This window comes from Paenibacillus sp. HGH0039 (genome assembly GCF_000411255.1).
GTDB lineage: Bacteria > Bacillota > Bacilli > Paenibacillales > NBRC-103111 > Paenibacillus_F.
The window spans coordinates 359411-383935 of the sequence record NZ_KE150412.1; the positions used below are offsets into that span (position 1 = coordinate 359411).

22 protein-coding genes, 1 pseudogene and 1 riboswitch are annotated in these 24525 nt (G+C 48.4%); of the genes and pseudogenes, 8 read left to right on the forward strand and 15 right to left on the reverse strand.

Going from position 1 to position 24525, the window contains the following annotated elements; genetic code table 11:
- Positions 1–93: 93 nt before the first annotated feature.
- Positions 94–1857 carry a dihydroxyacetone kinase subunit DhaK gene (gene dhaK / locus HMPREF1207_RS28575; protein ID WP_009676637.1) on the reverse strand — a complete coding sequence of 588 codons (1764 nt, stop codon included), beginning with the start codon at positions 1855–1857 and terminating at the stop codon, positions 94–96.
- A gap of 98 nt (positions 1858–1955) precedes the next feature.
- On the reverse strand, positions 1956–2384 hold the full coding sequence (locus tag HMPREF1207_RS01305; protein ID WP_009676650.1) for an SRPBCC family protein: 429 nt from the start codon (positions 2382–2384) through the stop codon (positions 1956–1958).
- Positions 2385–2958: 574 nt separating this feature from the next.
- Between HMPREF1207_RS01305 and HMPREF1207_RS30505 the strand changes: the two genes are divergently transcribed.
- Positions 2959–3081 carry a hypothetical protein gene (locus HMPREF1207_RS30505; protein ID WP_016423385.1) on the forward strand — a complete coding sequence of 41 codons (123 nt, stop codon included), beginning with the start codon at positions 2959–2961 and terminating at the stop codon, positions 3079–3081.
- A 79-nt stretch (positions 3082–3160) separates the two neighbouring features.
- On the opposite strand, the gene HMPREF1207_RS01315 is transcribed toward HMPREF1207_RS30505, so the two are convergent.
- Positions 3161–3625 (reverse strand): hypothetical protein, encoded by a 465-nt coding sequence (locus tag HMPREF1207_RS01315; protein WP_009676632.1) that lies wholly within the window; start codon positions 3623–3625, stop codon positions 3161–3163.
- A 46-nt stretch (positions 3626–3671) separates the two neighbouring features.
- On the reverse strand, positions 3672–5513 hold the full coding sequence (locus HMPREF1207_RS01320; RefSeq protein WP_009676607.1) for an SgrR family transcriptional regulator: 1842 nt from the start codon (positions 5511–5513) through the stop codon (positions 3672–3674).
- A 125-nt stretch (positions 5514–5638) separates the two neighbouring features.
- Here HMPREF1207_RS01320 and HMPREF1207_RS01325 point away from each other — a divergent pair, with 125 nt between their 5' ends.
- Complete coding sequence (locus tag HMPREF1207_RS01325) at positions 5639–6883, forward strand: MDR family MFS transporter (protein ID WP_009676613.1); 1245 nt, start codon at positions 5639–5641, stop codon at positions 6881–6883.
- A 167-nt stretch (positions 6884–7050) separates the two neighbouring features.
- On the opposite strand, the gene HMPREF1207_RS01330 is transcribed toward HMPREF1207_RS01325, so the two are convergent.
- The 5 genes from HMPREF1207_RS01330 to rihC form a co-directional block, all read right to left on the reverse strand.
- Entirely contained in the window at positions 7051–7620 is a 570-nt protein-coding gene (locus HMPREF1207_RS01330) for a DJ-1/PfpI family protein (protein ID WP_009676630.1), read from the reverse strand.
- 58 nt (positions 7621–7678) lie between these two features.
- A riboswitch (ZMP/ZTP riboswitch) is annotated at positions 7679–7804 on the reverse strand.
- 177 nt (positions 7805–7981) lie between these two features.
- On the reverse strand, positions 7982–9205 hold the full coding sequence (locus tag HMPREF1207_RS01335; RefSeq protein WP_009676616.1) for a NupC/NupG family nucleoside CNT transporter: 1224 nt from the start codon (positions 9203–9205) through the stop codon (positions 7982–7984).
- 4 nt (positions 9206–9209) lie between these two features.
- Positions 9210–10133 (reverse strand): ribokinase, encoded by a 924-nt coding sequence (rbsK, locus tag HMPREF1207_RS01340; RefSeq protein ID WP_009676618.1) that lies wholly within the window; start codon positions 10131–10133, stop codon positions 9210–9212.
- 68 nt (positions 10134–10201) lie between these two features.
- Positions 10202–11560, reverse strand: coding sequence for a C4-dicarboxylate transporter DcuC (gene dcuC / locus HMPREF1207_RS01345; RefSeq protein WP_009676661.1), 1359 nt, complete (start codon positions 11558–11560; stop codon positions 10202–10204).
- A 29-nt stretch (positions 11561–11589) separates the two neighbouring features.
- Positions 11590–12513: a ribonucleoside hydrolase RihC gene (gene rihC / locus HMPREF1207_RS01350; protein WP_009676658.1), complete on the reverse strand. Its 924-nt coding sequence runs from the start codon at positions 12511–12513 to the stop codon at positions 11590–11592.
- A 246-nt stretch (positions 12514–12759) separates the two neighbouring features.
- Between rihC and HMPREF1207_RS01355 the strand changes: the two genes are divergently transcribed.
- Positions 12760–13743 carry a LacI family DNA-binding transcriptional regulator gene (locus HMPREF1207_RS01355; RefSeq protein ID WP_082211293.1) on the forward strand — a complete coding sequence of 328 codons (984 nt, stop codon included), beginning with the start codon at positions 12760–12762 and terminating at the stop codon, positions 13741–13743.
- A 272-nt stretch (positions 13744–14015) separates the two neighbouring features.
- On the opposite strand, the gene HMPREF1207_RS01360 is transcribed toward HMPREF1207_RS01355, so the two are convergent.
- Complete coding sequence (locus HMPREF1207_RS01360) at positions 14016–14906, reverse strand: LysR family transcriptional regulator (RefSeq protein WP_016423388.1); 891 nt, start codon at positions 14904–14906, stop codon at positions 14016–14018.
- Positions 14907–15005: 99 nt separating this feature from the next.
- Here HMPREF1207_RS01360 and HMPREF1207_RS01365 point away from each other — a divergent pair, with 99 nt between their 5' ends.
- Positions 15006–15935 (forward strand): DMT family transporter, encoded by a 930-nt coding sequence (locus HMPREF1207_RS01365; protein WP_016423389.1) that lies wholly within the window; start codon positions 15006–15008, stop codon positions 15933–15935.
- 1099 nt (positions 15936–17034) lie between these two features.
- On the opposite strand, the gene HMPREF1207_RS01370 is transcribed toward HMPREF1207_RS01365, so the two are convergent.
- Both HMPREF1207_RS01370 and HMPREF1207_RS01375 read right to left on the reverse strand, forming a co-directional pair.
- Positions 17035–17583 carry a hypothetical protein gene (locus HMPREF1207_RS01370; RefSeq protein WP_009676638.1) on the reverse strand — a complete coding sequence of 183 codons (549 nt, stop codon included), beginning with the start codon at positions 17581–17583 and terminating at the stop codon, positions 17035–17037.
- Between the two features lie 39 nt (positions 17584–17622).
- Positions 17623–18099: a hypothetical protein gene (locus tag HMPREF1207_RS01375; protein WP_009676636.1), complete on the reverse strand. Its 477-nt coding sequence runs from the start codon at positions 18097–18099 to the stop codon at positions 17623–17625.
- A 180-nt stretch (positions 18100–18279) separates the two neighbouring features.
- Here HMPREF1207_RS01375 and HMPREF1207_RS01380 point away from each other — a divergent pair, with 180 nt between their 5' ends.
- A complete protein-coding gene (locus tag HMPREF1207_RS01380; protein WP_016423391.1) occupies positions 18280–18876 on the forward strand; it encodes a histidine phosphatase family protein in 597 nt (198 codons plus the stop codon).
- A 127-nt stretch (positions 18877–19003) separates the two neighbouring features.
- Here the strand turns inward: HMPREF1207_RS01380 and HMPREF1207_RS01385 are convergent, their stop codons facing one another.
- From HMPREF1207_RS01385 to HMPREF1207_RS01395, 3 genes and pseudogenes are all read right to left on the reverse strand, one after another.
- Positions 19004–20035, reverse strand: a complete 1032-nt coding sequence (locus tag HMPREF1207_RS01385) for a Cfr family 23S rRNA (adenine(2503)-C(8))-methyltransferase (RefSeq protein ID WP_009676626.1) — start codon at positions 20033–20035, stop codon at positions 19004–19006.
- A gap of 539 nt (positions 20036–20574) precedes the next feature.
- Positions 20575–20817, reverse strand: a pseudogene (locus tag HMPREF1207_RS01390) (YdeI/OmpD-associated family protein); the annotation flags it as partial.
- 89 nt (positions 20818–20906) lie between these two features.
- Positions 20907–21371: a VOC family protein gene (locus tag HMPREF1207_RS01395; protein ID WP_009676639.1), complete on the reverse strand. Its 465-nt coding sequence runs from the start codon at positions 21369–21371 to the stop codon at positions 20907–20909.
- Positions 21372–21470: 99 nt separating this feature from the next.
- On the opposite strand from HMPREF1207_RS01395, the gene HMPREF1207_RS01400 reads away from it, so the two are divergent.
- The 3 genes from HMPREF1207_RS01400 to HMPREF1207_RS01410 all read left to right on the forward strand — a co-directional run bounded on the left by HMPREF1207_RS01400 (position 21471) and on the right by HMPREF1207_RS01410 (position 24494).
- The gene (locus HMPREF1207_RS01400) at positions 21471–22382 is read left to right on the forward strand and encodes a helix-turn-helix transcriptional regulator (protein WP_009676625.1); all 912 of its coding nucleotides are present in this window, start codon (positions 21471–21473) and stop codon (positions 22380–22382) included.
- A gap of 96 nt (positions 22383–22478) precedes the next feature.
- Complete coding sequence (locus HMPREF1207_RS01405; protein ID WP_009676621.1) at positions 22479–23297, forward strand: MerR family transcriptional regulator; 819 nt, start codon at positions 22479–22481, stop codon at positions 23295–23297.
- Between the two features lie 21 nt (positions 23298–23318).
- Entirely contained in the window at positions 23319–24494 is a 1176-nt protein-coding gene (locus HMPREF1207_RS01410; protein ID WP_009676649.1) for an MFS transporter, read from the forward strand.
- Positions 24495–24525 lie beyond the last annotated feature (31 nt).

A 24525-nucleotide genomic window follows, 5' to 3' on the forward strand; every position in this document is an offset into this window, starting at 1 on the left:
GCTAGCTAGCGAGGCCGATGCAAAAAAAGAACCGACCCCCTCGAAAAGGGCCGGTTCGTTAACATGACGTAAGGACGGTATCTTTCCTTACGATTATTTAAGCGCTTGGGCGAGGCCGGTGAAAATAACCCCCAGCGCATGCGCTCCCGCATCGGGATAGCCGATACTCCGCTCGCCGACGGTTCCCGCTCTGCCCATCCGGGCGACGATCGCTTCCGTCTTCTTCGCTCCCTCTACCGCAGCTTCTGCGGCTGCGGCTCCGGCCAACTTCAAGTCCGTGCCTGCGGAGGCGCTCGCCTCCCACGAGTCGGCGTAAGGAACAAGCGCATCGATCAGCGTCTTGTCACCGACTGCCGCTCCCCTACCGAACGATCTTTCTCCCGTATCCTGAATTCCTTTGACCGCAGCTTGCAGCATTTCAGCGATATCCGCCGCATCTAGACCGGCTTTGCCCCGGACGCTTCTGCCCGCCGCCCGGAAAGCCGATCCCCAGATCGGGCCGGAAGCGCCGCCGCAGTGCTCCATTATAATCAGGGAGCAGGCATCCAGGAACGATCCGATGTCCGAAGCCCCGTCGGTCAGTTCGTTCCATTCCGTTTTCAACTGCCTGAAACCTTTGGCAACGCTCATGCCGAAATCACCGTCTCCCGCATGCGCGTCCAGCTCGCAGAACGGCACCTCGTTTTCGATAATGATTTCACTCATCGTATCGATCAGATAGATCATATTGTCCAAAGACACCCGGCCGTTATGAATAACGGCGCTCTCTTCCGGGGTTACAACGCTGAAGGAAACCGGCTTGTCCCCGAGCGCCTCCTCGGCAGGAACGACTTCCGCGAAGCTCGCAGGCTCCGTATATTCACGGACAGTGAGAGCCGGTGTATCGCATTCCGCGCGGAGCAGATTTTTCAGCTCGTCGTCCAGCTTCATGAGGGTGAGCGAGGCACCTTCCATATCGATGCTGGTCATGTAATTGCCGACAAACACTTTATATACGGCAACATTTCGTGAGGCGAGCTCCCTTTGTACGGAATGGTTAAGCAGATAAAGCTCCTGCAGCGGAGTACCTCCGAACCCGTTGACCAGCACCGCCACTTCCGGCGGATTATCTTCGTCTTCGGGCAGGCTCTGCAGCAGCTCGGCTACCATTCTGCGGGCCAGGTCATCGGCCGTAAGCACACGTTCACGCCGGATACCGGGTTCGCCGTGGATGCCCACCCCGTACTCCATTTCATTCTCTTCCATGGAGAAAGTCGGGCTGCCTTTGGCCGGTACCGTGCAGGACGACAAAGCGAATCCGATGCTTTTCGTACGGTCCACGGCCTTCTGCGCCGCCTGCTTTACCTGCTCCAGGGACATCCCCGCTTCCGCGGCCGCGCCCGCTATTTTATGTACGAGAACCGTTCCGGCAACTCCTCTTCTCCCGACGGTGTACAAGCTGTCTTCTACGGCAATATCGTCGTCCACTTTCACAAAATCGACTTGTATGCCGTCTTCGCCCGAAAGATGCGCCGCGTTCTTGAAGTTCATGATGTCGCCGCTGTAATTTTTGATAATGAGAAGCGTTCCCTTCCGGCTGGCGGTTGAACGGATCGCCTGATACACCTGAATCTGGGACGGAGAAGCGAAAACATCGCCGCAGACCGCGGCATCCAGCATCCCTTTGCCCACGAATCCCGCATGTGCGGGTTCGTGCCCGCTTCCCCCGCCGCTGATCAGCGTCACTTTATCGGGACGGATCGTTTTTTTGCGGATGATCGTATATTTACGGTCCAACTCCAGATTCGGATGAGCGAGCACAAAACCGCTGCACATCTCTTTAACCAGGTTTTCCGGCTTGTTCATCATTTTCTTCATCGTTCCGCTCCTCTCGTTGACCTATTAAAAGAATTGGCCTGCCTAATTCCGCAGGTAGTCACGATTCGATTACGAGATCTGAACGCCTGCCTGTAGAATCAGTTCCCTTCGACGAGTTTTTTGAGTGCAGAGAGCACAGGTGAAACCTCATCGTCTTCCGTTACCCCGCTACCCGCTTCAGGACGGTTATCCGTCTTCTCGATCGTCAACGTAGTCCAGTCCCCGTCATCCTCCAAAAGATAGCTCATGACGAAGTAATTTTCCGACCTGTCTTCCAATCCGGGGCGAGGCGCGAAAAGCGTATACCGGATCAGCCGGTCAGGCACGATTTCCTGTACGGTTCCCCACTGCTCGAAAACTTGCCCCTCCCACTCGTTACGGAAACGAATCTCGCTGCCCGGCCGCCAGTCCGTCACAAGCTCGCTTCCATACTGCCACTGCTTCACGAGCTCGGGGCGGGTAAGCGCGTCCCACACGTTACCTGCGGGTGCACCGATTTTGATGCGGGAAATTTCCTTGGCCATCATTTTTCCTCCTCAACTTTCCTCCTCAAATAGTAACCTTACCCATAAACGGACAAATCGCCCTCGCCGGGTTCCAAAACCTTGTGAACGCTGCCCTGCCGGTTGGGTCATCGGGTGTCGGCAAGCTTGTGTATGCTGCTATTATACCAATTCCGCCCTGTATTCTGTCCAGCAAAGCGGGGCCGCACAGCGCCTGGTTTTCCATGTGCTTTTCGGGCAAAAGAACGTACGACAAATGAAACGAAGACTTTCAGACACTCGTACTAGTAAAATCCAGTAAAAAAGGAGCTGCCCGCCATGAATGAAGCACAGCCTTATCTGGAAGCCGTCCGGCAGCGTTATCCCGAGTTGCCGCTGGACACGGCGGAAAAATCGGAGCCGGGCAAAACAACGACGTTTGGCTCATAAACGGCCGGCTGATTTTCCGGTTCCAGCCCGCATCCAAACGGGTAAGCGGAATTCTCGATTTCGGCTCGGCCGGCATGGGAGATCCGGAGTCGATTATGCGGCTTTACTTGCCTCCTACGGGGAATCTTTCTTCCGGCTTGTTCTGGATAAAAATCCGGAAGCCCGCGAAATGCTGAGCCGGATAATCTTTTACAAGGGAACGTTTGCCCTGCAGGAAGCGTTGTTCGGCGTGGGAAACGGGGTTCCCGAGGCGCTAGAGAGCGGACTGGAAACGCTGGAAGCGCTGGAGTGAGGCCAAAAAGGAAGTTTCAATTATTGGGATCAGCCGCTTCCGCCACAAAAAAAAGAAGAACCTGAGAAAGGTTCTTCTTTTATAAGTTGATGTCTTGCTCCTTTGATTGAATAAAATAAATATTCCCATCATCGGACTTATAATAGCCGACATTGAATTGTTCAAGATCAATTAAATCTTTAAACGTATTCGGTAACTTATAATGCCAATCTATTGATTCAAGCTTATGGGGAAAATTGTCACCGTTCGGATTGGGTGTATGAATATAAACGGCATCCAAACCCGCGTCTTGTTCATGAATGCAGATCCAGCTTTGAGAAGGTTTTTCAATTCGTTCCAGTCTCTTTAATAAAATATGGTACAGCGCAAGATGGACTTTAATATGTTCTCTTCTCAGCTTTAAGCTATGTTCTCCAATCCCGTAAAAATCAAGATGGAAATGCCAAAAATCAAACCAAGATTCGTTATCCGGTTCTAAATAAAAGGAGTTAACCTTCTTCCATAAATTACGGAAGTATCTTTTCTTTCCCCGAAATTTTTTCATATTGAATCTCCATTTTCATATTGAATCTCTATACTGGATATATCGTTCAAGACAAAGCCGCGGCTCCTTTATTGAACCAGATATGATAAAAATCGACCCACCCGTAAGAGTTGATTCTCACTCCGCGGACGGATTGGTGGAAGGCCGTGTTCGTCGTTTTATGAACGAGGAACAAAATCGCGTGGGTCTGACGAATCCACCGTTCGAGCTGCGCAAATCTCTCCCTCCGCGCCGCCTCGCCCGGCTCGCGCAAAATCGCGGCCGTCTCCCGGAAGACGACCTCTTCCGTCGCGCGGTCCCACAAGGCGGCAAAAAAATTGTTCTGAAGATAGACTTCCAGCTCGCGTACCTCGTCGCCTCCCAGAACAATTCCGTAAAGCTGGCAGTCGTAGCGCTGCAGCGAAGCACGGTCCGACCATTCCTCCGCGTTCCGGACCCGGATTTCAATGCAAACGCCGAACGTACGGGCGCGTGCCTGAATCCAGCAGGCGTCTTCTTCGTGATGGGAATACGTGACGAGCTCCAGTACCTCTCCGGCATATCCGCTTTTCTCCAGCAGCGCCATAATTTCAGATCGGCTCTTGACGGGATAGAACGCTCCCTCCCTCTTCCCCATATCTTCCTGCGGATGGAAGCCTCCGGCGGGACATAATCTTTCGCCTTTCAGATCGGCGATCAGCGCTTCACGGTCGAGAATATGATGAAACGCTTCCCGGAACAAAGGATGATTGTGGGGGCCGTTTTTACGTTGGTTGAAGACGAGCATACTGCTGCAGCTGAACATCGTTTCCATGTTCCGCCATCCCCTTCCTCCGCTGACCAGAGCCTCCCGCCTCGCGCCGGATGTCTCTCCGTGGGACGTCATGATGGACGTCCAGTCGGGCTCTTTCAACCGTCCGGATTCCTCTCGCGGAAAAATGAGCACTTCCACGCGGTCCAAATGGGCCCGGCCCCGGAAGTGAGCGGGGAAAGCTTCCAGCACGCATCTACCCTCATTGCGGCATTCGACCCGAAAAGGCCCTGTGCCTACGGGCATCTCCCCAAATGCGGCCTCGTCCCGGCGCACAACATCCTCCGGTACGATTGCGGCCGCGATCGTACACAAAAATCTCAGGAACAAGTAATTCGGTTCCCTTAGCCGGATGACGACCGTCTTCCAGTCGGGAGCGTCCATCCGCTCAATGTCCCGGAACATCCACCCGCTGTCATAACGGCCTTGATCGTGCCTGAGACGATTTAGCGTAAACATCACATCTTCCGCCGTAAGTTCCCGGCCGTGATGGAACAGAATGTTTTTTCTCAAATAAAAGGTCCACTCTCTGGCGTCCGCACTGCTTTCCCAGGAATGCGCTATGCAGGGAATAACGAGCCGCTGCTCTTCGTCATATTCGACGAGGGTATTAAACAACTGCCGGGCCATATGACAGTCGAAAGCATAGTAGACAAGTCCGGGGTCCAGCGTCGTAATCGAGCGGAAAACGGGCATACAAAGCGTCTCCTGCGGAGAATCCGGCACTCCTGCCGTCGAGAAACCGATGCCTTCGGAAATCCAGTCCATAAACCGGTCCTTGACGGCGGGACCGCCGAACCGGTTCATCAGCTCCATCGCTTCATGAACCTCCCCCTGCTCCGTGCGCCGGCGGACTTCCTCCAGCAGAAGCTCGTCGGAATCCAGCACGAGGGTCAGCTTCGATTTGTTGCCGCGGCCCCTGCCGGGCTGCCAATCTATCCATCCCTGCTCACACAGTGTGCGGACGATCAGCTTCACGTAGCGGGGCGTACAGTGCCAGATACCGGCCAGCTCGTCGACCGTAACGGGAAAAGGCTTCTGATGCTCCCGGTCTCTGAAAAACAGCCGGAGTTCCAAAAAAGGCAGCACGGTCTGCATGTTTTCGTTCCTCCGTTTCGATAAATCCGTTATAAAAGGTGAACTGATTCCATCAAATCATACACTTTTCATCCCCTTTTGTGTAGCTATACTGAACATAACGACAAAAAAGAAGGGTGATACTCATGAAAGCGAAAACGACAAAACGATTCCGTATTCCCTCCTTTCACCCCGTCGCCTGGGGAGTCATTATCGGGACTTTCCTGTCCCGGACAGGTTTTTTTATGACGATTCCGTTTCTCGGCATTTATCTGGGCAAGGTCAAAGGCATTGATCCCGCGACGATCGGAGCCATTCTCGCGGTAAGCTTGTTCGTGGGCACGCTGGGCAGTTTTGCCGGAGGCGCGCTGTCCGACCGCCTGGGCCGTTATCCCGTGATGATTGCGTCGATGGCGGCCTGGAGTCTGGTGTTTATCGGCTTCGCCTTCGCCGATGCGACCTGGCTGTTTTTTGTCCTAAGCGCTTTAAACGGGCTGTTCCGGAACGTGTTCGAACCTGCTGCGCGTGCCCTGCTGGCCGATGTGACTCCGGCCGAAAGCCGCGCGGAGGTGTTTAACGCACGCTATTTCGCCATCAATATCGGCGGTGCCGTCGGGCCATTGATCGGTCTGAAGCTGGGTGTCGGAGGCACGTCGTCCCTGCTGCCTTTTCTGGTCAGCGCCGCTATCTACGCCGTCTATGCCGCGCTGCTGGTCGTGTTTATGTTCTCCTTCAGGCATCTGCTCCAGAGCAGGGATGAACCCGGCGCGACCGTAAAGCAAATGATGAAGATTGTTTTTAGCGATAAGGTGTTTCTCTATCTGCTGCTCGGCAATTTTTTCGTCGCCGGGGCTTACTCGCACCTCGACACAACCTTGTCGCAGTACATCGGACATGACCGGGTAGCGGTCTACTCCAGCCTGTTTGTCGTCAACACGTTATGCGTGCTAGTCCTGCAGTATCCGTTGACCCGGTTTATGAAGCGCTACACGTCCCTGACGTCGCTGAAAACGGGCTGCCTCCTGTTCGGTGCGGGACTTTTCGGTTTCGGCCTCTTTGAGAATACGGCTCTGCTCTTTCTCTCGATGATCGTGTTCACCATGGGCGAAATTCTGTGCTTCGTCGTCGGGGATGTGCTCATCGGCGAAATCGCTCCCGAGCGTCTTCGGGGCGCTTATTACGGAGCCAGCGGCTTCGCATTCCTGGGGCAGAGCCTGTGCGCCTGGATCGGCGGGCTCCTGCTACAGGGACTGGGCTTCGGTCAGGGACCGGTCATCTTCGGTATTTTGACGCTGCTCGCGTTCGCCGCATTCCCGTTCTTTCACAGAGGGCAGCAGCTTCGTGAAAATCCCGCAGGTGCCAAAACCTCCGAGCTGTCCGAGTCTTGCTGACGCCGCAGCGGGAAGAACGTCCCCTTAACGGGTGCGCCTTCCCGTTTCACTTTGGCGTCGTCTAATCGACCGCAGACGGAATACAGCAAAGCCGCTCTCAGGCGTTAAGCCCGGGAACGGCTTTGCTGTATTTCAGCGTTTTAGCGTCCGACTGAACAAGTCCGGCCTTACGGAGATGTGTAATAGGGATAGTGCATCTTCGCCTGCACTTCTTTCGCGAAGGCCGCATCCGTCAACGATTCGACCACATACAGCCCCAGGTCCAGCGAAGCCGACACTCCTCCACCGGTGAAAATATCCCCGTCCCGCACCAGACGGTTCTTGACGACTTCGGCGCAGTAAGGGGCGAGCAGCCCGTAAGCGGAAGGATTCGTCGTCGCTCTCCTGCCTTCGAGGAAGCCCGCCGCCCCCAGCAGCAAGGAGCCCGTGCAGACGGACACTTTGTACGGAACCGGGGCGGCCGTTTTTATCCAGCTTATAAATTCCGTGTCACTTCTTAACCGGCGGGTCGATAAGCCTCCCGGGATGAAGATCAAGTCGTATTCCGACAAATCCGGCTTAACGCGATGAATTTTGACCGTCATGCCCCGGTCGTCCGTCACTTCCGTTTTGTCCGCGCCTAATTCCCAAGTTACGTTCTCCTTGGCCTTCAAAATCCCCATCCAAGTAACGGCCTCGTAAAAACCGATAAAATCGAGCGCCGTCATACCGTCGAACAAAACAAACCCCATTCTCATCCTTCTTCACCTGTCCTCTCCAAAAGTTGAAAAGAAAAAGTACCCGACTGAAAATCGGATACTTTGCCCAGGCGTACGGCGTTTGCTCAAGGACCATGCGTGTTGGTAACCGCGATCATCCATGCAGCAGCGTCGGTGCGCTCCCTCATGGTACTCCATGTCTACGCCAGTCACACACCGCTTACAGATTGTCATTATTTTACATGTGATAACTGATATTTTCAAGCATGTTTATGCAGAAGATCCGTTAGCTTTCACTCGCTTGAGACAGCGACCATGCTGGGCGCACAACCAAAAGCATTGCAGATTCTCATGTCGAGATTGCAATGCTTCGATGACTTTCCGTTGACTTTTTTACTTTCTACATAAACATGCCGGCGATCGTACCGCTTAATAGATTAGCTAGTGAAGCCGCAATCACTGCCTTAAAGGCAAGACGTCCCACTTCAGTACTTCTTTCAGGAGCTAACGATCGCATTGAGCCTAACAAGATCCCCATGGAACCGATATTCGCAAATCCGCAAAGCGCGAAGCTTACGATCGCAATCGTCTTTGGTGACAAATGCTCCATTTCCTTAGCAAACGAACCAAAGGCGATCATTTCATTCATGACGAATTTCTGCCCCAAAAAACTGCCCGTTATCGTAGCCTCGGACCAAGGAACGCCGATCACAAATGCGAGCGGAGCAAATAACCAGCCCAGAATCATCTGAAGGGACAAGTCTCCGTACCCGAACCAGCTTCCGACCCAACCTAGCAGTCCGTTTAGTAGCGCTACCATAGAAACAAACGCGATCAGCATGGCGATAATCTGTACTGCCATCCTCATCCCTGCCGAAGCGCCTTTCGAAATAATATTGATGAGGTTATCCTTGGTTTCCGAATCTTCCTCTTCAAGTTCACGAGAGCCTGCCTCAATCGGTCTATCGGTTTCCGGAATCATAATTTTCGCAATGATGAGACCCGCTGGCGCCGACATCAAGCTCGCGGACAATAAATAGGCTATCGGAATGCCTAATGCGGCATAGGCAACCATGATTCCTCCCGCGACGGAGGCGAGGCCGCCGACCATGATCGCGAACATCTCTGACCGAGTCAAGAACTTCATATAGGGCTTGATCATGATCGGAATTTCCTGCAGCCCCAGAAAGATATTCCCTGCCGCTGCCAACGATTCCGCCCGGCTTGTCTTCAGCAATTTGCCGAGCCCTCCGCCGACGACCCGCATGAAAAACTGCATGATGCCGAATCGGTATAGAATGCCGATCAGCGGCGTAATGAACACAGCCAGCATCGCTACGCGAATGGCGAATATATTCCCCGTGGCCTGCGTCTTATCCGCCAAGCTTCCGAACACGAAGGAAAGACCTTCGTATCCGTAATGGAATAAGTTCGTAAACCCTGTGGATACGACCTCCAGTATCTGCTTGCCGGTATCCCATTTGAGTACGATATAACCGAATACCAGTTGAATTCCAAGCCCGACGATAACCGTACGATAATTAATCTTTTTCTTATGGTCAGACATCAAATAGGCAATCCCCAAAATAACCATGCAGCCTACAAGTCCCCATAAAATGCTCATGTTATCAGCTCATTTCTGCTAGTTCGTAAGCATAGGGGATGGATTGAAATGCGCCTTTGCGCTGAACAACTATCGACGAGAAACGGCTGGCAAACTTGACCGCCTCCGCGACATGCCCGAGCTGCTTCCGCTCCTGTCTCCGCAACTTTGTGCAGAAGGAACCTATAAAGCTATCGCCGGCGGCAGTAGTATCAATCGCCGAAACTTTCTCGGCGGGAATCGATAAATTGCCGTCACGGTGACAAATGAGGCTGCCCCGATCGCCGAGCGTGACGATCACGCATCCTACGCCTTGTTTAAGCAGAGTCTCTGCCCCTTGCACCATATCCTGTTCGGAGTTCGTATCGCAACCGGTGATCATGTGCATCTCGCTTTCGTTCGGGATGAGGAAGTCCGTGACTTGAAGCAGCGTCGGCGGAATCGCCTTGGCCGGCGCCGGGTTCAGCACCGTGACCTTCCCTTCTTCCTTCGCAATTGTAAAAATATGCTGAATGACTTCAATCGGCACTTCGAATTGTGCCAGAATGACATCGGATAATTTGATAATTTCTCTGGATTCCTCTATATCCTGCGTTGTAATTCCCATATTCGAGCCGGCGCTGACGACGATCATGTTGCTGCCGCTGCTGCTGAACAGGATCAAGGCTTCACCCGTAGGCAAATCCGGGTTTACGCCGACATGTTCGGTATGAATGCCTTCCTGCTGCAAAGTAGAGACCAATTGCTTGCCGTATTCATCCGCCCCGACTTTGCCGATAAAGTGTACGGAAGCTCCAAGCCGGGCCGCCGACACGGCCTGGTTAAATCCTTTCCCGCCGGGACCGACAAGTTTCCCCGTTGCAAAAATGGTCTCCCCTTCGTGCGGGAGGGATTCCAGCAATAAGCTGGAATCCATATTAATACTTCCTAGTATGCATATCTTTTTCATTTTTCTCTCACTCCAATCCTATAAAACCCTCTGTCTAAGTGTTCTTGCACAGCGATCATCGTTACCGCTTAAGAGAACATCACGTAGGACAACACCAGCGTACTGATGATGCCGACTATAATCGGAACAGAGGTTCGCTTGATAACTGCCATCGGGCTTTTCTGAATGATGCTGCAAACGACAATGATACATGCAGCCACCGGCGAAACCGAACGCACAAGGTTCGCGATCAACTGCATCGGAATGGACAGCATCGCCCCGTCAATGCCTACGTTTTGCGCAATGTCGGGCAGCAATCCGACCGAGGCGTAGAATACCGCAAGCCCGCCGCCGCTGATCAGGCCGATAAGGGCCGTGATCCCCGAGAAAGCAAACATCAGGATCATGCCGGCGCCATTCAAATCTTTTACCGAATCGGTCAGCATATCTACAATGCCGAGCGCCTTCAGGCCGTCAACAAGCAAGCTTGCGGCAACAAGCAGCGAAACAACCATCGCAAGCCCGTCCCCCATACCCCGGAAGAATACCATCAGTTCTTCGAACACTTGCTGAATTTTACGTTTACGGATCATTTCGACAATGACTGCAACGATCAGCGAAATAAAGGTGATTTCAACAAGACCGATTTTGATCGATTTAACGAAGATACCGAATACCGTAATCAGGACGAGTGGAAGAATCGGAAGGAAGCCATAATAAGTTGGCGGCAAATCCTCGCGCAGCGTTCCAAGCTTTGATTCGTCGATTGTATCGGTTTCCGGATGTTTCTTATCCATATATTTCTGCCAGAAATAATGCGCGAAGGTCATCAATATAAGCGTCGGAATCGAAATGACGGCATGATATTTCATGACGTATTCCATTAAATCAATGCCCAGCGTCTGAGCGGCAATGACATTATCCGCGCCCAGCGGTGTCGGGATGATCGTCGCTGTTGTCGCAATAACGGCACCTGCCGTCAATCCGGACATGCCGATTCGCTTCAAAACCGGATACAGCGTAGCCATGAGCAGAATGGCAAGGCTCGAAGCGCTCGGAACCACAAGCGATAGCAGGTTACCGACTACGAAAATGACTGGGACGAGCACATAGACCGATTTAATTCCGGATAACGGCTTCATCAAGGTTTGAACGGTCACTTCGTTAGCGCCAATTTTCGTCATATAGGATGAGAAGCCGAATAATACCATGATCGTCATACCGATATTGCCTAAATTGCTTATAAAATTATTTGTAATCGACTTCATCGGGTCAAACCATCTGGAACCCGTCGCCGCTTCCGCGGGTAAAACGCTATGTCCCATAAATACAGCGCCGTATAAGAGTACAATTCCTGCAACGAACAAAACAACGGTGGCATTGACTTTCTTACTGATCATCCAGCCTGCAAGCACGACCACGATCAAGCCAAATATAAGTTCTGTCAAGTCGAGATCTCCCCTCTAAGTTGTTAGATTTATTTTGCTTTCGCAATACATTCGATCGCCCATGTACGGAATGTATCCACGTCAATATCCAGGCAAACGTTTACATTCGGTTCTTTATTGTAACGGTTATTTTGATCCACAATCGTCGTGCCGACCGTGTACACACCCGCATTCTCAACATCCACGAAGTATTTCTGAGTTTTGAATAATTCAGGTTTAACGATATAGGCGATCGCGCATAAATCATGCATTTTCAGCCCCGTCTTTAAGCTGCCGCCGCGATAGTGCTGGAACATGGAATACAGCATGTTGCCGGTTTCATTCAAATCGCGAATCTTGACCACGTTATCGGGTGTCAAGGTTGCTTTACGGGTTACATCCAATCCGACCATTGTAATATCCAAGCCTGAGGCAAAAACCATCTTGGCCGCTTCCGGGTCCGCGTAAATGTTATACTCTGCCGTCTGAGTATGATTCCCTGCAGACGCCGAACCGCCCATCAAGACAATCCGTTCAATACGTGATTTGAGTTCCGGGTACATCGCCAGGAACAAAGCGATATTTGTCAGCGGTCCGATTGGCACGAGCGTTATCTTCTCCTCGCTGCGCATAATCGTCTCGCGAATTGCATGGACGGCGTGTTCAGCATGAATGTTCGTTGTTGGCTCCGGAAACTCGTATCCACCCATGCCGGACTCCCCATGAATGTGACTGCTATCCTCATACGGCATACAGAGGGGTTGTTTTGCGCCTCTGGCAACAGGAGTGCCTGTACCGAAGAACTCGATCAGCTTAAGCGCATTTTGGGTCGTTTTGTCAACGGATACGTTTCCGGCGACGGTTGTCAGCAGCTTGACGTCCAGCGATTCATGGTGCAGGGCTACGCCAATCGCAACCGCATCGTCAATTCCGGGATCCGTGTCAATAATAATAGGAGTTTTTCTTACGCTCATTCTGTTCAACATCCTCTCAAATTGCAAAATTTAACCCTTAGGTTATCCTTCCCTAACAGCTAACAAAATAATAACTTTGGAATGTGTAACCGGTTACCTATTTCGAGTTTATGTTAATTCAATACGAAACTAATGTCAACAAGAAGATCGTTGGAAAGCCTGCATTGACAATCGTATGACGATACAGTAAGATAATCATATTTATTTGTGTAATCGATTACACCTTAATGAATAGGAGATGAGGGCATCGCAACGATACGGGATGTTTCTAAATTAGCCGGAGTTTCCGTTGCTACCGTTTCTCGTGTCATCAATCAAAAAGGTTATGTTCACGAGGATACGCTGCAGAAAGTTCATAAAGCCATTAAATTGCTTAATTATGTACCGAATGACGTCGCGCGCAGCCTCTCCAAGAAATCGACCAAGACTATTGCGCTGTTCGTTCCGGATATTACCAACCCTTTCTTTAACGAGCTTGCGCTTGCCGTAGAGAAAGTAACACAGTTGTACGGGTATACAACGATCCTGTGCAACACCAATGAGTCGGCCAAAATCGAAAGGCAATACATCCAGAACTTAAAGCAGAAATATATCGATGGGTTCATCATGGCAACCAATACCTTAACGGAAGAGGAAATTGACCAACTCGATATCCCTATGGTCGCTGTGGACCGCAGCAGCTCTCCCGTCGTCCCCACCGTCACTTCGAAGAATCGGGAAGGGGCTCACTTAGCCGTGCAAGCCTTATTGCAGCAAGGATGCAACAAAATTGCGCATATCAGAGGGCCTAAGGGCTTGTGGATTGCGGAAGAGCGGTGCCAGGGCTACCTTGATTTGGTTGAAAATATGTCATGGTTTACACCCAAGCTTATTGCCAATGGGAATTTCCAGTTAAAAGAAGCGGCTGAAGCCGTGAAAAAGCTGTTCAAAGAGCATCCCGACATTGACGGGGTATTCGCCGGTAATGACCTGATGGCAATCGGTACGCTCCGTGCCTTGCAGGAGCACGGTATTCGTGTGCCGGATCAAGTCCAAATTATCGGCTATGACGGCATTTCGTTAGCTGAAATGGTCTTCCCTGAATTATCGACGGTATCGCAGTCTATCTATGAAATGGGCATGCTTGCCGCGCGAATTCTGATCAAGAAAATTGAACAGATACATTTGGATGAGGAAAACCACCAACTGGAAGTAAAGCTTATCCAGCGTGGAACTACACGGCATGGATAATCCTTGGGACAGATCGACTCAGGTTCGATGGGAAGCTTATTTCCCTACTTATTTTTTTCAAGCAGGTTTGACCAATAAAATTTACGGGTTGACGGTTAAAACAAAATAAAAGCTTGGGCCAAATGCGGCACAAGCTTTTTCTAATTTTACAGGTTATTATATCTCCCTGGTTATCGGGGGTCGCCCCATGTTGTTCATCATGAGAAAAGCCCATGTCCGCCAGTGGTTTGCAGGAACTATGCCTGTCAGAACTTTTGCGCAAAAATTGCACATTAGCGGTTCGGGTCGCCGGACAAATAAAGCTCTCTTGCGGTCTGCAGGAACAGTTTCACCCCGTGTGGAGCCTCCTTCAAAGAAGGAACCGCCAGGTGAATCTCTCTAAAAGGCTGCGGGTCAATTGTCCGGATGCGGACATTAGGCGGCAGTGCCGACAGCGACAACGAAGTTTTCGATACGATCGAAACGCCCAGCCCTTCTTGAATCAGGCTCAACGCCGTGTTTATGTTGTGGCCGTCATATTTGGCGCGCAAAGTGGTTCCGAATTGCTGGAACAGCTCGTAAATCGGCGTTACAAACCCACCTCTGCACACAATCATAGGTTCATTGTCCAGATCCGTGATATGGATTGTCGGGCGGCTTTGCAATGGATGATCATCCCGAAGCAGCAAACATAATTCATCTCGGAAGAACGGAATCGTTTCCAGTTCGTTGATCGGCGGAATAATCCATCCGACATCGATCGTTCTGGAATCTAGCCATTTTTTAATCTCGTCTGTGGTCCCTTCGTACAGTTCGAATGTCAGCCCCGGGTGCTTCTCCCCGATCACCCGCAATATTTTCGGCAAGAAGTGCGCGGACACAATCGGGAACGCCCCGACGCGAACGGTGCCGACTTCAAACCCTTTTTCAGCCGTTACCTCCTGCTCTACCTTATTGTAGCCGTGCAAAATGTCTCTGAATATGGCAAGCAAGCGCAAGCCAATATCGGTGAGAATGACCCCGCTTTTCCGATCCCGTATCATGAGGGTGACTCCTAATTCCGATTCAAGCGCAGAGATGGCGCGGCTTACGGCAGGTTGCGTCATATTCAATTGCTCACCAGCTTTGGTAAAGCTGCCGGTCTCGACTATTTTCACAAACAACATCAGCTGCGAATGTGTCATAACAATTATGGTATCTCCTCTATAATAAACATGCATTTTATTTATCTAGTGAGCTATTGTACCATAGTAAGCACCATCACACAAAGGAGCTGTAGAACCATGCAACTTTCGCGAACACTTACTTTTATCCTTTTAACGTTTTTAGTTATGATGTGGGGGGTGAACTGGCCGCTTTCCAAATATGCACTCGAATTCGCGCCACCGCTGCTTTTCGCCGGCTTGAGGATTTTTATCGGAGGTCTCATTTTGCTTCTTTTCGCTTTGCCGCGTTATAGAAAACTTAATATGAAGCATACTTGGAACATCTACCTGATCTCCGCATTGCTGAACATCATTCTCTTTTTCGGCTTTCAAACTTTCGGACTGAATATGATGCCGGCCGGTTTGTTTTCGACGATCGTGTTCATGCAGCCCGTTCTACTCGGTATCGGAGCTTGGTTGTGGTTGGGTGAATCCATGACTGGTTTCAAAATAATCGGCTTGATTCTCGGCTTCATCGGAGTCGCTGTTATCAGCATAAACGATGGCTCCGGGAATATTTCGTCCGCCGGCATCTTGCTCGGTTTAGCCAGCACGATTACTTGGACGTTCGGTACGATCTATATGAAGAAAACCTCAACTAGAGTGGATGCGATCTGGTTGACTACTCTTCAGATGATTTTTGGCGGAATTGTATTGTTGGTTGCGGGTACTACCGTTGAAAACTGGACGGATATCGTCTGGAACCAGCCGTTCATCTCGACGTTGTCGGTTATTGCGATCTTCTGTACGGCCTTGACCTGGCTCGTTTTCTTTCTGCTTGTCAGATCGGGCGAAGCCGGCAAAATCGGTTCGTTTAATTTTCTGGTCCCCCTCATTGCGATCGTGATCAGCGTTCTCTTTTTGGGCGAAACGATCACTCCCAAGATGGTGGTGGGACTCATTCTAATTCTCATAGGTGTTGCACTGGTAAACCTCAAACTGAAATCTCTGCAAAAGCGGGACAAAAAGCACACGGGGAATATGAAGACGAGGAGAGACCATGTATGACGATATCGTCCATCTCACGATGCCGGAGTGCATGTAGAGTTTACTCAAGAAGTATACAGTCGTTTAATAGATTCTAAGGTGCTTTCATTTGAACGACAACCACAAAATCCGGCCTTTTAATTAATAAAAAAAATGCATGCGAACCTTGGCGAGGGCGGTTTTGGCTACACCGGAATGCCAAATACTGCGTGCGGCCGATCATTTGAATCCTGTTCCTCGGAGCAGGTTTTTTTGTGCCGTCGACCCTATTTGGAAAGGTGCGTCCAACAATTGGAAGACAGTGAAAGGAGTTTGGAAAGTTTTTCCGAATAGTTCCCTATACCTACAAACATACATCAGAAGGGAGTCAAAAGAAGTGCAACGTACTACTAGACCTACATACAATCCGTCCAATAGACCAACATCCGCCCAAACTAACAGGACGGCTAGCGGTCAATCTAGGGCGGCAAGTCCCCAAGTAAACAGGGATACTGTCAGCCAAGCAGGTAGAGCGGGGAGTCAGTCCGGCAGTACCGGCAATGTTAAGGTCGTTGTTTGCCGCAAATGTAAGTCACCACAAATTGTTGCCAACAAGAGAGGTTACAGCTTTGCTAAAATGTTCAAAACCCTTGGGTGGATGGCTTTACTTCCTCTCCTATTTTTGGTAGTCACTGTAGCTGGAAGTTATATGGTGTGGACTAATGTCAAACTCGGCAGCGGCGGCGGAAGCAGCGTAAATGGCGGATTTTTTGAAAGTCTGACAACTATCATCGGCATTTTATGTTGGATTTCATTCACCTTGTCCTTACCTGTAAGTATCCTAGTCGGGTTCGTTGGGAGAAGTGAAATTGTAAACGGTTGTATGAACTGCGGCTTTAAGTGGAAACCTGCTAAGAGGAAGTAAAATTGATGAGGATGGTCAAATTTTGATAGGCCTCGTTTGTCGACTTCCCGACTTTACATAAGGCGATTGTCTACATACACGATAGGAAATTACTTTCATCGACTGAACAAGAAGAACTTAAAGAGTTACAGCCGATTCATAGTAAGACAATTCGCCCCCACCGATATGGCAGGGGCTTTTTTGTGCGTGCAGATACCAGTACACCTCAACTGTTAGTTAGGGGGCAAAGACTTCCGGATTATCGTTTCGCCAGGCGCCTATGCACCCTATTAAGCAGGCCGTGCAGCTTATCATCCTGCTGCCGATCTCACTGTCCGCGTAGTTAATTGCGATATTTATGCCCGGCTTGCGCCATGCCAAAATTCGACCGGAAAATCCGGGCCATTCACATTCTTCATCCAGTTCGGGCTGACCATATGCCTTTATCGACTCATCCGGTGTTGAGCGCATCGTGATTCCCTTGGGAAGATTTCCGGGAAACGGAGTTTTAATTCTGTCATCCGACCCGGGCGCAAGAAAATGTATCGCCCCAATGATCCATCCATCTTCTTTTGTATAATTGAGCCCAGTCAGATCATTTATTTTGGGTGCGCGATAAAGATCGATGCGTATCGATGTTTTCACAGACCAGATGATATCGTCGTTAAAATAGCTGTTTGCGGGCGGCATTCGCTTGATGCCGAATGATTGCAGCAAAGCTTGAACATTCTTGGGACTGTATGGATGCCCAAGCATTTCAATGAGCTGTTCAGATGGTTCTTTCATGCTTATATCCCTTCCTTTCGGGTCGGTTGCGGCAGTACATCACGGGCAGAGGCCATATTTTCGCTTGCCGTTTGTTGGAACAGCCAACTTCAGAAATTGAAACCTTTCCCCTTCAAAGGCTGCCGTCCACACAAGGCCATCCAAATAGTAGTTATCCAACTCCTCGGCTCTCCTCGTGGGTGTGCCCAGCTTGGCTTCGATCTGGGATCTTGAATCATTTTGTAACAATCCATAGGGAATCTGACCTACATATTTTCCATGTTTCTTATTTTCTTCCATAATCGTCATGGTTAATTCGTCAAATATATAATCACCCTCGCTTTTCTTAATGATACCGTTGTTTTCATCGCCAATATCGAAATGGAGAACGAGACCCTCTCCACTCACAAAATAGGTCGTATTAAGATTCCTCCGCACATTCGGCCGCCAAGTTATCTTGTCCCTCGAAAGCTGATCGACCAAAGGAGGGTAAATGCTGCTGTGTCCCAAATATTCAATATAATCCAGAGGGTTCATTACTTCCACTTCCTTCCTGCCCTTTAGTTTTAATTATCCCGATTATTCGTTCAAGGGTCAATGTCACATATCCTATAAGTTATCGACAGTATTCCGTAAAAACACGAATGTACATGTTTAGTTGAGAATGGTAGGATGAGGAAAACATATTTTGCAGTCGAGAAGGAGAAAAAAGAATTTATGAAAACCTGTGTATACATGGTCAGGCACGGAGAATCACCTAAAATGGAAGGGAACGAAAGAACACGCGGACTGACTTTAAAGGGCGAATCCGATGCCCAAATTGTAGCTCAATTGTTGAAAGATGAGGGTATAGACACGTTCATCTCAAGTCCATATAAAAGGGCCATATTAACACTAGAGGGGCTAGCCCGATCTTTAGGCAAAGAAATGATTATTATTGAGGAACTAAAAGAAATCGTATTTATTGGTGATGATAAAATACTGCCTGATACGGAAGTGTATCCGTTAGTAAAGAAGATGTTTTCAGACCCAGACTTTTCGTTGCCTGGAGGAGAGTCTTTTACAAATTGTCAAAACCGTGTTGTAACTATTTTTAAAAACATTATAAGCGAATATAAGGGGCAGAAAGTTGCTATTGGAACTCATGGAGCCGTTATGACGATGATGATGGGATATTTCGATCCCCGGTTTGATTTGGACTTTTTATTAAAGACTTCAAAGCCTGATATCTACAAGATGGAATTTGATGAAGGAATGTTAACTAGTACAGCGAGGCTATGGCGGGTAAGTTTGCCGGAACCTAAAGGGCAATAAAACGTCAGAAGCCTGCCGTTGGCAGGCAGGCTTCATTATTTCAGATGTGTCTCCTATATCGAACACCTATTATTTATGACCCTCGTGTCCTCAAACCCAAAACCTGTTTCGGGAACCGGTTGATCGATTATTCGGAGCGGTATAGCTGGCCGCATGCCGCGTTAATGTCCGATCCGAACTGAGTTCGGACCGTGACACTGATTCCCTTCGACTTCAAGATCCGAACAAACGCTTTAATCCGATTAGGTTCAGATTGCTGATAGTTGTCCGGCGTAACTTCGGTCGAATTGAATGGAATCAAGTTAACGTGGTAGAGATGTTCCACAGGTCCCCTTCCCCTTAACAACTCCGCAACTGCTTCCGCATGCGCAGCCGAGTCGTTGACTCCTCGAAGAAGAATATACGCAATATACACCTTTCTCCCTGTATGTTCGATGTGACGATCCAATGCCTTCAGCACGTCATAGAGTGGGAATCGGTCGTTGATCGGCATCAGCTCGCTTCGCTGATCGTCGAACGGCGAATGCAGCGAGAAGGTTAGATTGACTTGCGGAAACTCACGTGTCAGCTTGTCGATACCCGGCAACAGGCCGATGGTGGAAATCGTAATTCGTCGATGTCCTAAACCAAAGAGATGCGGGTCGGTCAAAATCGTTACGGCATCAAAAACATACGGGTTGGCGAGCGCCTCCCCCATGCCCATAAATGAGACGCTGTCCAAGACGTGGCCGTTCAAGCGAAAGTGCAGCAATTGGTCGGTAATTTCGTCGGCGGTCAGGTTTCGTTTCAGGCCGATGGTACCGGTGGCGCAAAACCTGCACCCGAACCCGCAGCCGCACTGCGTGGAAATACAATACGATTTCCAGCCCCGCTCATATGTGAGTCGTACGGCCTCCACGCGCTCGTCGCCCGCAATGGCAAACAGCACCTTGTTAACCTGTTTCGACGTGAGTTCTTTTACCGGAACGATACTGCAGACGTTCGGACCAAGCATCCGGGTCAACTCGTCGCGCAAAAATTGGGGCAGCATGGTCATCCGTTCGTATTCGCCGACGTTGTGCTTGAAAATCGCGTCCATAATCTGAGCATACCGATATTCGGGTTGCTTGAGGTCGGACAATATTTGCCGAATCGTTTCATATTTCGAGGGTAGTCTCATGTCTTCTCCTTACTGCCGGAGAAAACGTAAAAAAAGCAACCGTCAGTCGGCGCTTTGACACGTCGTTAACCAACTAGACAGAAAAAGCGCATACAGTTTGCAGATGAATCGCTATGTGCACCTGTCGATAGATGGGTAAACCTCCGGCAACCGAATTGTTTTTTTGTGAACCGCTTCACCTAACAAGAACCGGCTCACACAATCATCTACAACCTCGTTCTTCATCGCTTTCATCCTCCTAGAAATGGTTGATCTCTTTCAGCTTTACATTCTTTGTCAAAATAAAAAAGAGCCACAAGAAAGTTACCTTTCTTGTAGCTCAAAAAATACGGCACATCCAACCCTATAAAGGGTAGGAAAAGGATCTATTTTTTGAGTGAAAAGAATAAGGTAACTTTCTTGCCAATAAAGAATAAACCAAATTTTTGTTTTATTCTTTAAAAAGCGGCAAGAAAATTTACATTATCCTCTTCAACTCCGATCGTTAAGTGTCAGCACGATCTTAACATGCCCGCTTCTACATTGCAACATCCTGGATCTTAATCATCCCGTAGACGTCCATTATCATTCCATTGACCGTACATTTTGTTTTCTCTCGTGTTTGCTATGAATTTGTCTAATCTGCTTTCAACTAATTCCGGTTGATTTTTTATGCTTTGTATCGTGTCGATTCGAACTCTTTTATAAAGATCCGGAAATGCCTTGAAATTCTCATAGACTTGCTTTTCCTCTTTCAGCCTTTGCTCTATAACCGGATCGATTCGAAAAGAATCGTAATCCATCTTCCTATTTTCCTGCAGCCAAAACCTCAACTCTTCTCTCGATTTGACGGGAATTAAATGATCCATTTCCATAGTTGATTTAGAATAAGTTACTGTTTGCTCGCTATTACGTTATCCAGAAACTTATCTGCGTCGCTATTAAATTTCCAGTTAACTCCGAATTTATCAACCAGCATTCCAAAGCACGAAGACCAAGGAGTATTGGATAACGGCATGATGACATAGCCGCCGACTGACAAATTAGTAAAGTATTCTTCCAGTTTTTTCTTATCATCCATGACCAGACTAATCAGAATATTGTTCCCTTTCACCAGCTCGCCTGTTATCGCCTTCATGGAAGGCAAAATGTCCGACATCATGATTTTCCCGCCTGCGAATTCTATGGAAGACTCCATGATCATATTTAACTCATTTTCCGGCATTGGGTAGTTCGGATCTTGCGGGATATCCCCGAATTTCACTTTTTTTACTTCGGTTGCGCTTAGAGCCTCCGAATAAAATTCAATCGCTTGTTCTGCATTTCCATCCAAATTTAAGTATACAATAGCTGCCATAAAGCATTACCTCCTTCTTGTGATACATGTAGTATAATCGACGAAAGGTGACATCTATATGTCACCATTTCATACTGAAGTAGAAAAAGAGGCGAACCGATGGAAAAGGTTGAGAGACTACTCTCTATCATAATGATTTTGCTGAAAAAAAAGATCGTTTCAACAAACGAATTCGCGCAATTATTTAATGTTTCCAAAAGAACCATTCTTCGCGATATGGAAACCTTGAGCTTATCCAACATCCCGATTTATTCTATCCATGGAGTTCATGGCGGCTACGGTATTATGGATGAATACAAGGTTGATAAACGTCTTTTAAGCAGCTCCGACTTAGAGAATATATTGACTGCGCTCGGCGGATTGGAACAAATTCTAATTAGCGAAGAAGTTGAACTAACGATCAAAAAAATAGAAGCCATGGTTAGCCCATTGGCTCCGAAAAGTTCGATTCAACTGTCTTTTTATGATTGGGAGGGTCGGTCTGAAATTATTCAAACCTTGAGGACGTGTCAAGAATCCATCTTAAAGAGAAGGTTAGTTTCATTTGATTATATAGATAAAAATGGCACCGCGACGAATAGAATTGTCGAGCCCTATCAGCTTCATTTTAGCGAAACGAGTTGGTATCTCAAAGGATTCTGTTTACATCGTATGAGCAATAGAACGTTTAAATTATCTCGGATCGATCATCTTCATATGGATGAACAAACGTTTAGCCCTAGAGATGATTTGTTGGAACAAGAACGCGAAGCAAGTTATCAACCGCAACTAGTCGCTATTCAGGCATTGATTTCGCCTAGCATAAAAGATCAGTTCATTGAAAGGTACGGTCGAAAGAGTATTGAAAACTATAGTTCCGAATGTTTATTAGCCACCATTTATGTCCCTCAAAACAGTACGGGATTTCAATTTTTAGCAAGTTTCGGCACAAATCTAAAAATCGTAGAGCCCAAAACATATGTCGAAGACTTTCGAAATTATTTAAATAAAATGATGGATATATACTCCTGAAAAGGTCTCGTTTCTCGATAGCATTGCGGCACACTTGACTTTCCCCTGCACGGGAAACTGTATACTCTCATTATCTTATAAATTGGAGGTGATAGTTTGTTTAAAATCAGTGAGTTTTCCAGGCTAAGTAAGGTCACCTTAAAAACACTGCGTTATTATGACCAAATTGGCATACTAAAGCCGCGAAAGGTGGATCACGATACCGGCTATCGTTACTATTCCGCAGATCAGCTTCTTGAGCTCAACCGAATCTTAATCTATAAGGAATTGGGTTTCACATTGCCACAAATTACACAGTTGCTCCACGAAGATATTACATTGGAGAATATTCAAGGAATGTTTAAGCTGAAAAAAAGCGAAATCCAGCAACTCATCGATACGGAACAAGCCAAGCTCGCCCGGATTGAGGAGCGTATGCAGCTTATAGAAAGAGAGGGGCAAGTCGAAACAGGACAAGAAATCAGGATCAAAGCAGAAGACGCTCGACAGTTTCTTTTTCTGCAAGCGCACGGGAAAGAAGAAGACATTCCACACCTGTTTCATACTTTTAATCCATTATTAACTAAGGAAATTCGCCAATTGGCTCAAGGTCCGCAGGTTGTGTTGTGGAAAGAAATAGACGGAAAGGAGGATGAGTTTGAATTTGTAATCGGTTATTTTTTAACCTGCGAGCTTCCATTATCTCCAGATCCGTTTCAACTGCGGACTCTTCCTCCTGAGCCGATGATGGCCACAATGGCCTTTCGTTCGGATTCTAACTTTGCCTGTACAGCCTGTGTTGATTTGGCTAAATGGATTGAGAAAAATAACTATCAGATCAAGGAAAACGAACCTGGCAGGGAAATCTATTACCCGTTATCTACAAAAGAAGATGCACAATTAATGGAAATCCAAATTCCAATTAGTCATAGATAACTGGAGGAGGAGCGGATTGAATTGAAAAATAATCGGATCATCTATGTTCTGGCACTTGCTGCTTTTCTGATCGGAACCATTGAATACATTATTACAGGAGTCATTGAAATGATCGCCGCGGACTTGGGGGTATCTACTTCCGAAGCTGGGTTATTGGTGACTGTATTTGCTCTCTCAGCGGCCATTGTCGCTCCGATTCTGATTGCATTAACGATAAATGTGGATCGCAAGAAGCTGCTGATGGCTGCCCTCAGTGTGTTTATTGCCAGCAACGGACTTATGTTTGTAAACCTTTCTTACGAAACCGTACTTTGGGTACGAATTATTCAAGGAGCTAGCGGAGGAATCACTACCGTAGTAGCCATGGCAGTAGCGACACGACTCGTTGAAAAAGAAAGAAGGGGCAATGCCATCGGGATCATTTTGATGGGGCTTAGCAGTTCGCTAGTGCTGGGTGTTCCAATCGGCACATTTTTTAGTGAGATGTTCGGATGGAGAGTTCTATTTATTGGGATCGGTTTATTAAGCGTTCTTCCATTACTCATCATCTATAAAAAGGTTCCGTCAATCAAAGAAGAAGAAAAGGTTACCCTTAGGATGCAGCTCTCCATTTTAAGAAATTCAAAAATTTTGACCGCCTTGGTTATTACTTTATTTTATGTCGGCGGCTATTCTACGCTGTTCACTTATATTACGCCTTTCTTGCAAGCCACATCCTCTCTTTCCATTACCGAAATTAGCGGTGTTCTATTCCTGGCGGGAATATGCAGCTTCGTCGGATCAAGAGTGGGCGGACAATTGGCAGATGCAAAGGGATCGAAATTCACCATTTGTCTCGGACTCCTGTTACAAGGAGCAACTCTCCTTTTATTCACTCTAGCCGATGTCAATCTCTTTGTATTGATCTTGGTTTTAATGATTTTTATGTTAGCCACTTGGAGTATTTCCCCCGCCCAGCAGCTATATCTGGTTACTCTGGCGCCTCGAAATCCGGACATTGCCCTAAGCGTAAATACTTCGTTCATCCAATTTGGTTTTGCACTGGGATCTGGATTAGGCGGACTTGTCATCAGCCGTACATCTGTCCTGTATTTGAATTGGCTGGGTCTTGTCGCTGTAGGCATAGCTTTACTTCTTGCGATCTTACTATTCAAAAAAATGAGCAGCGGGATTGCAGCCCCTATTGGTACTAAATAAAAATGAAATGGACTAAACAGGGGTGGATTTA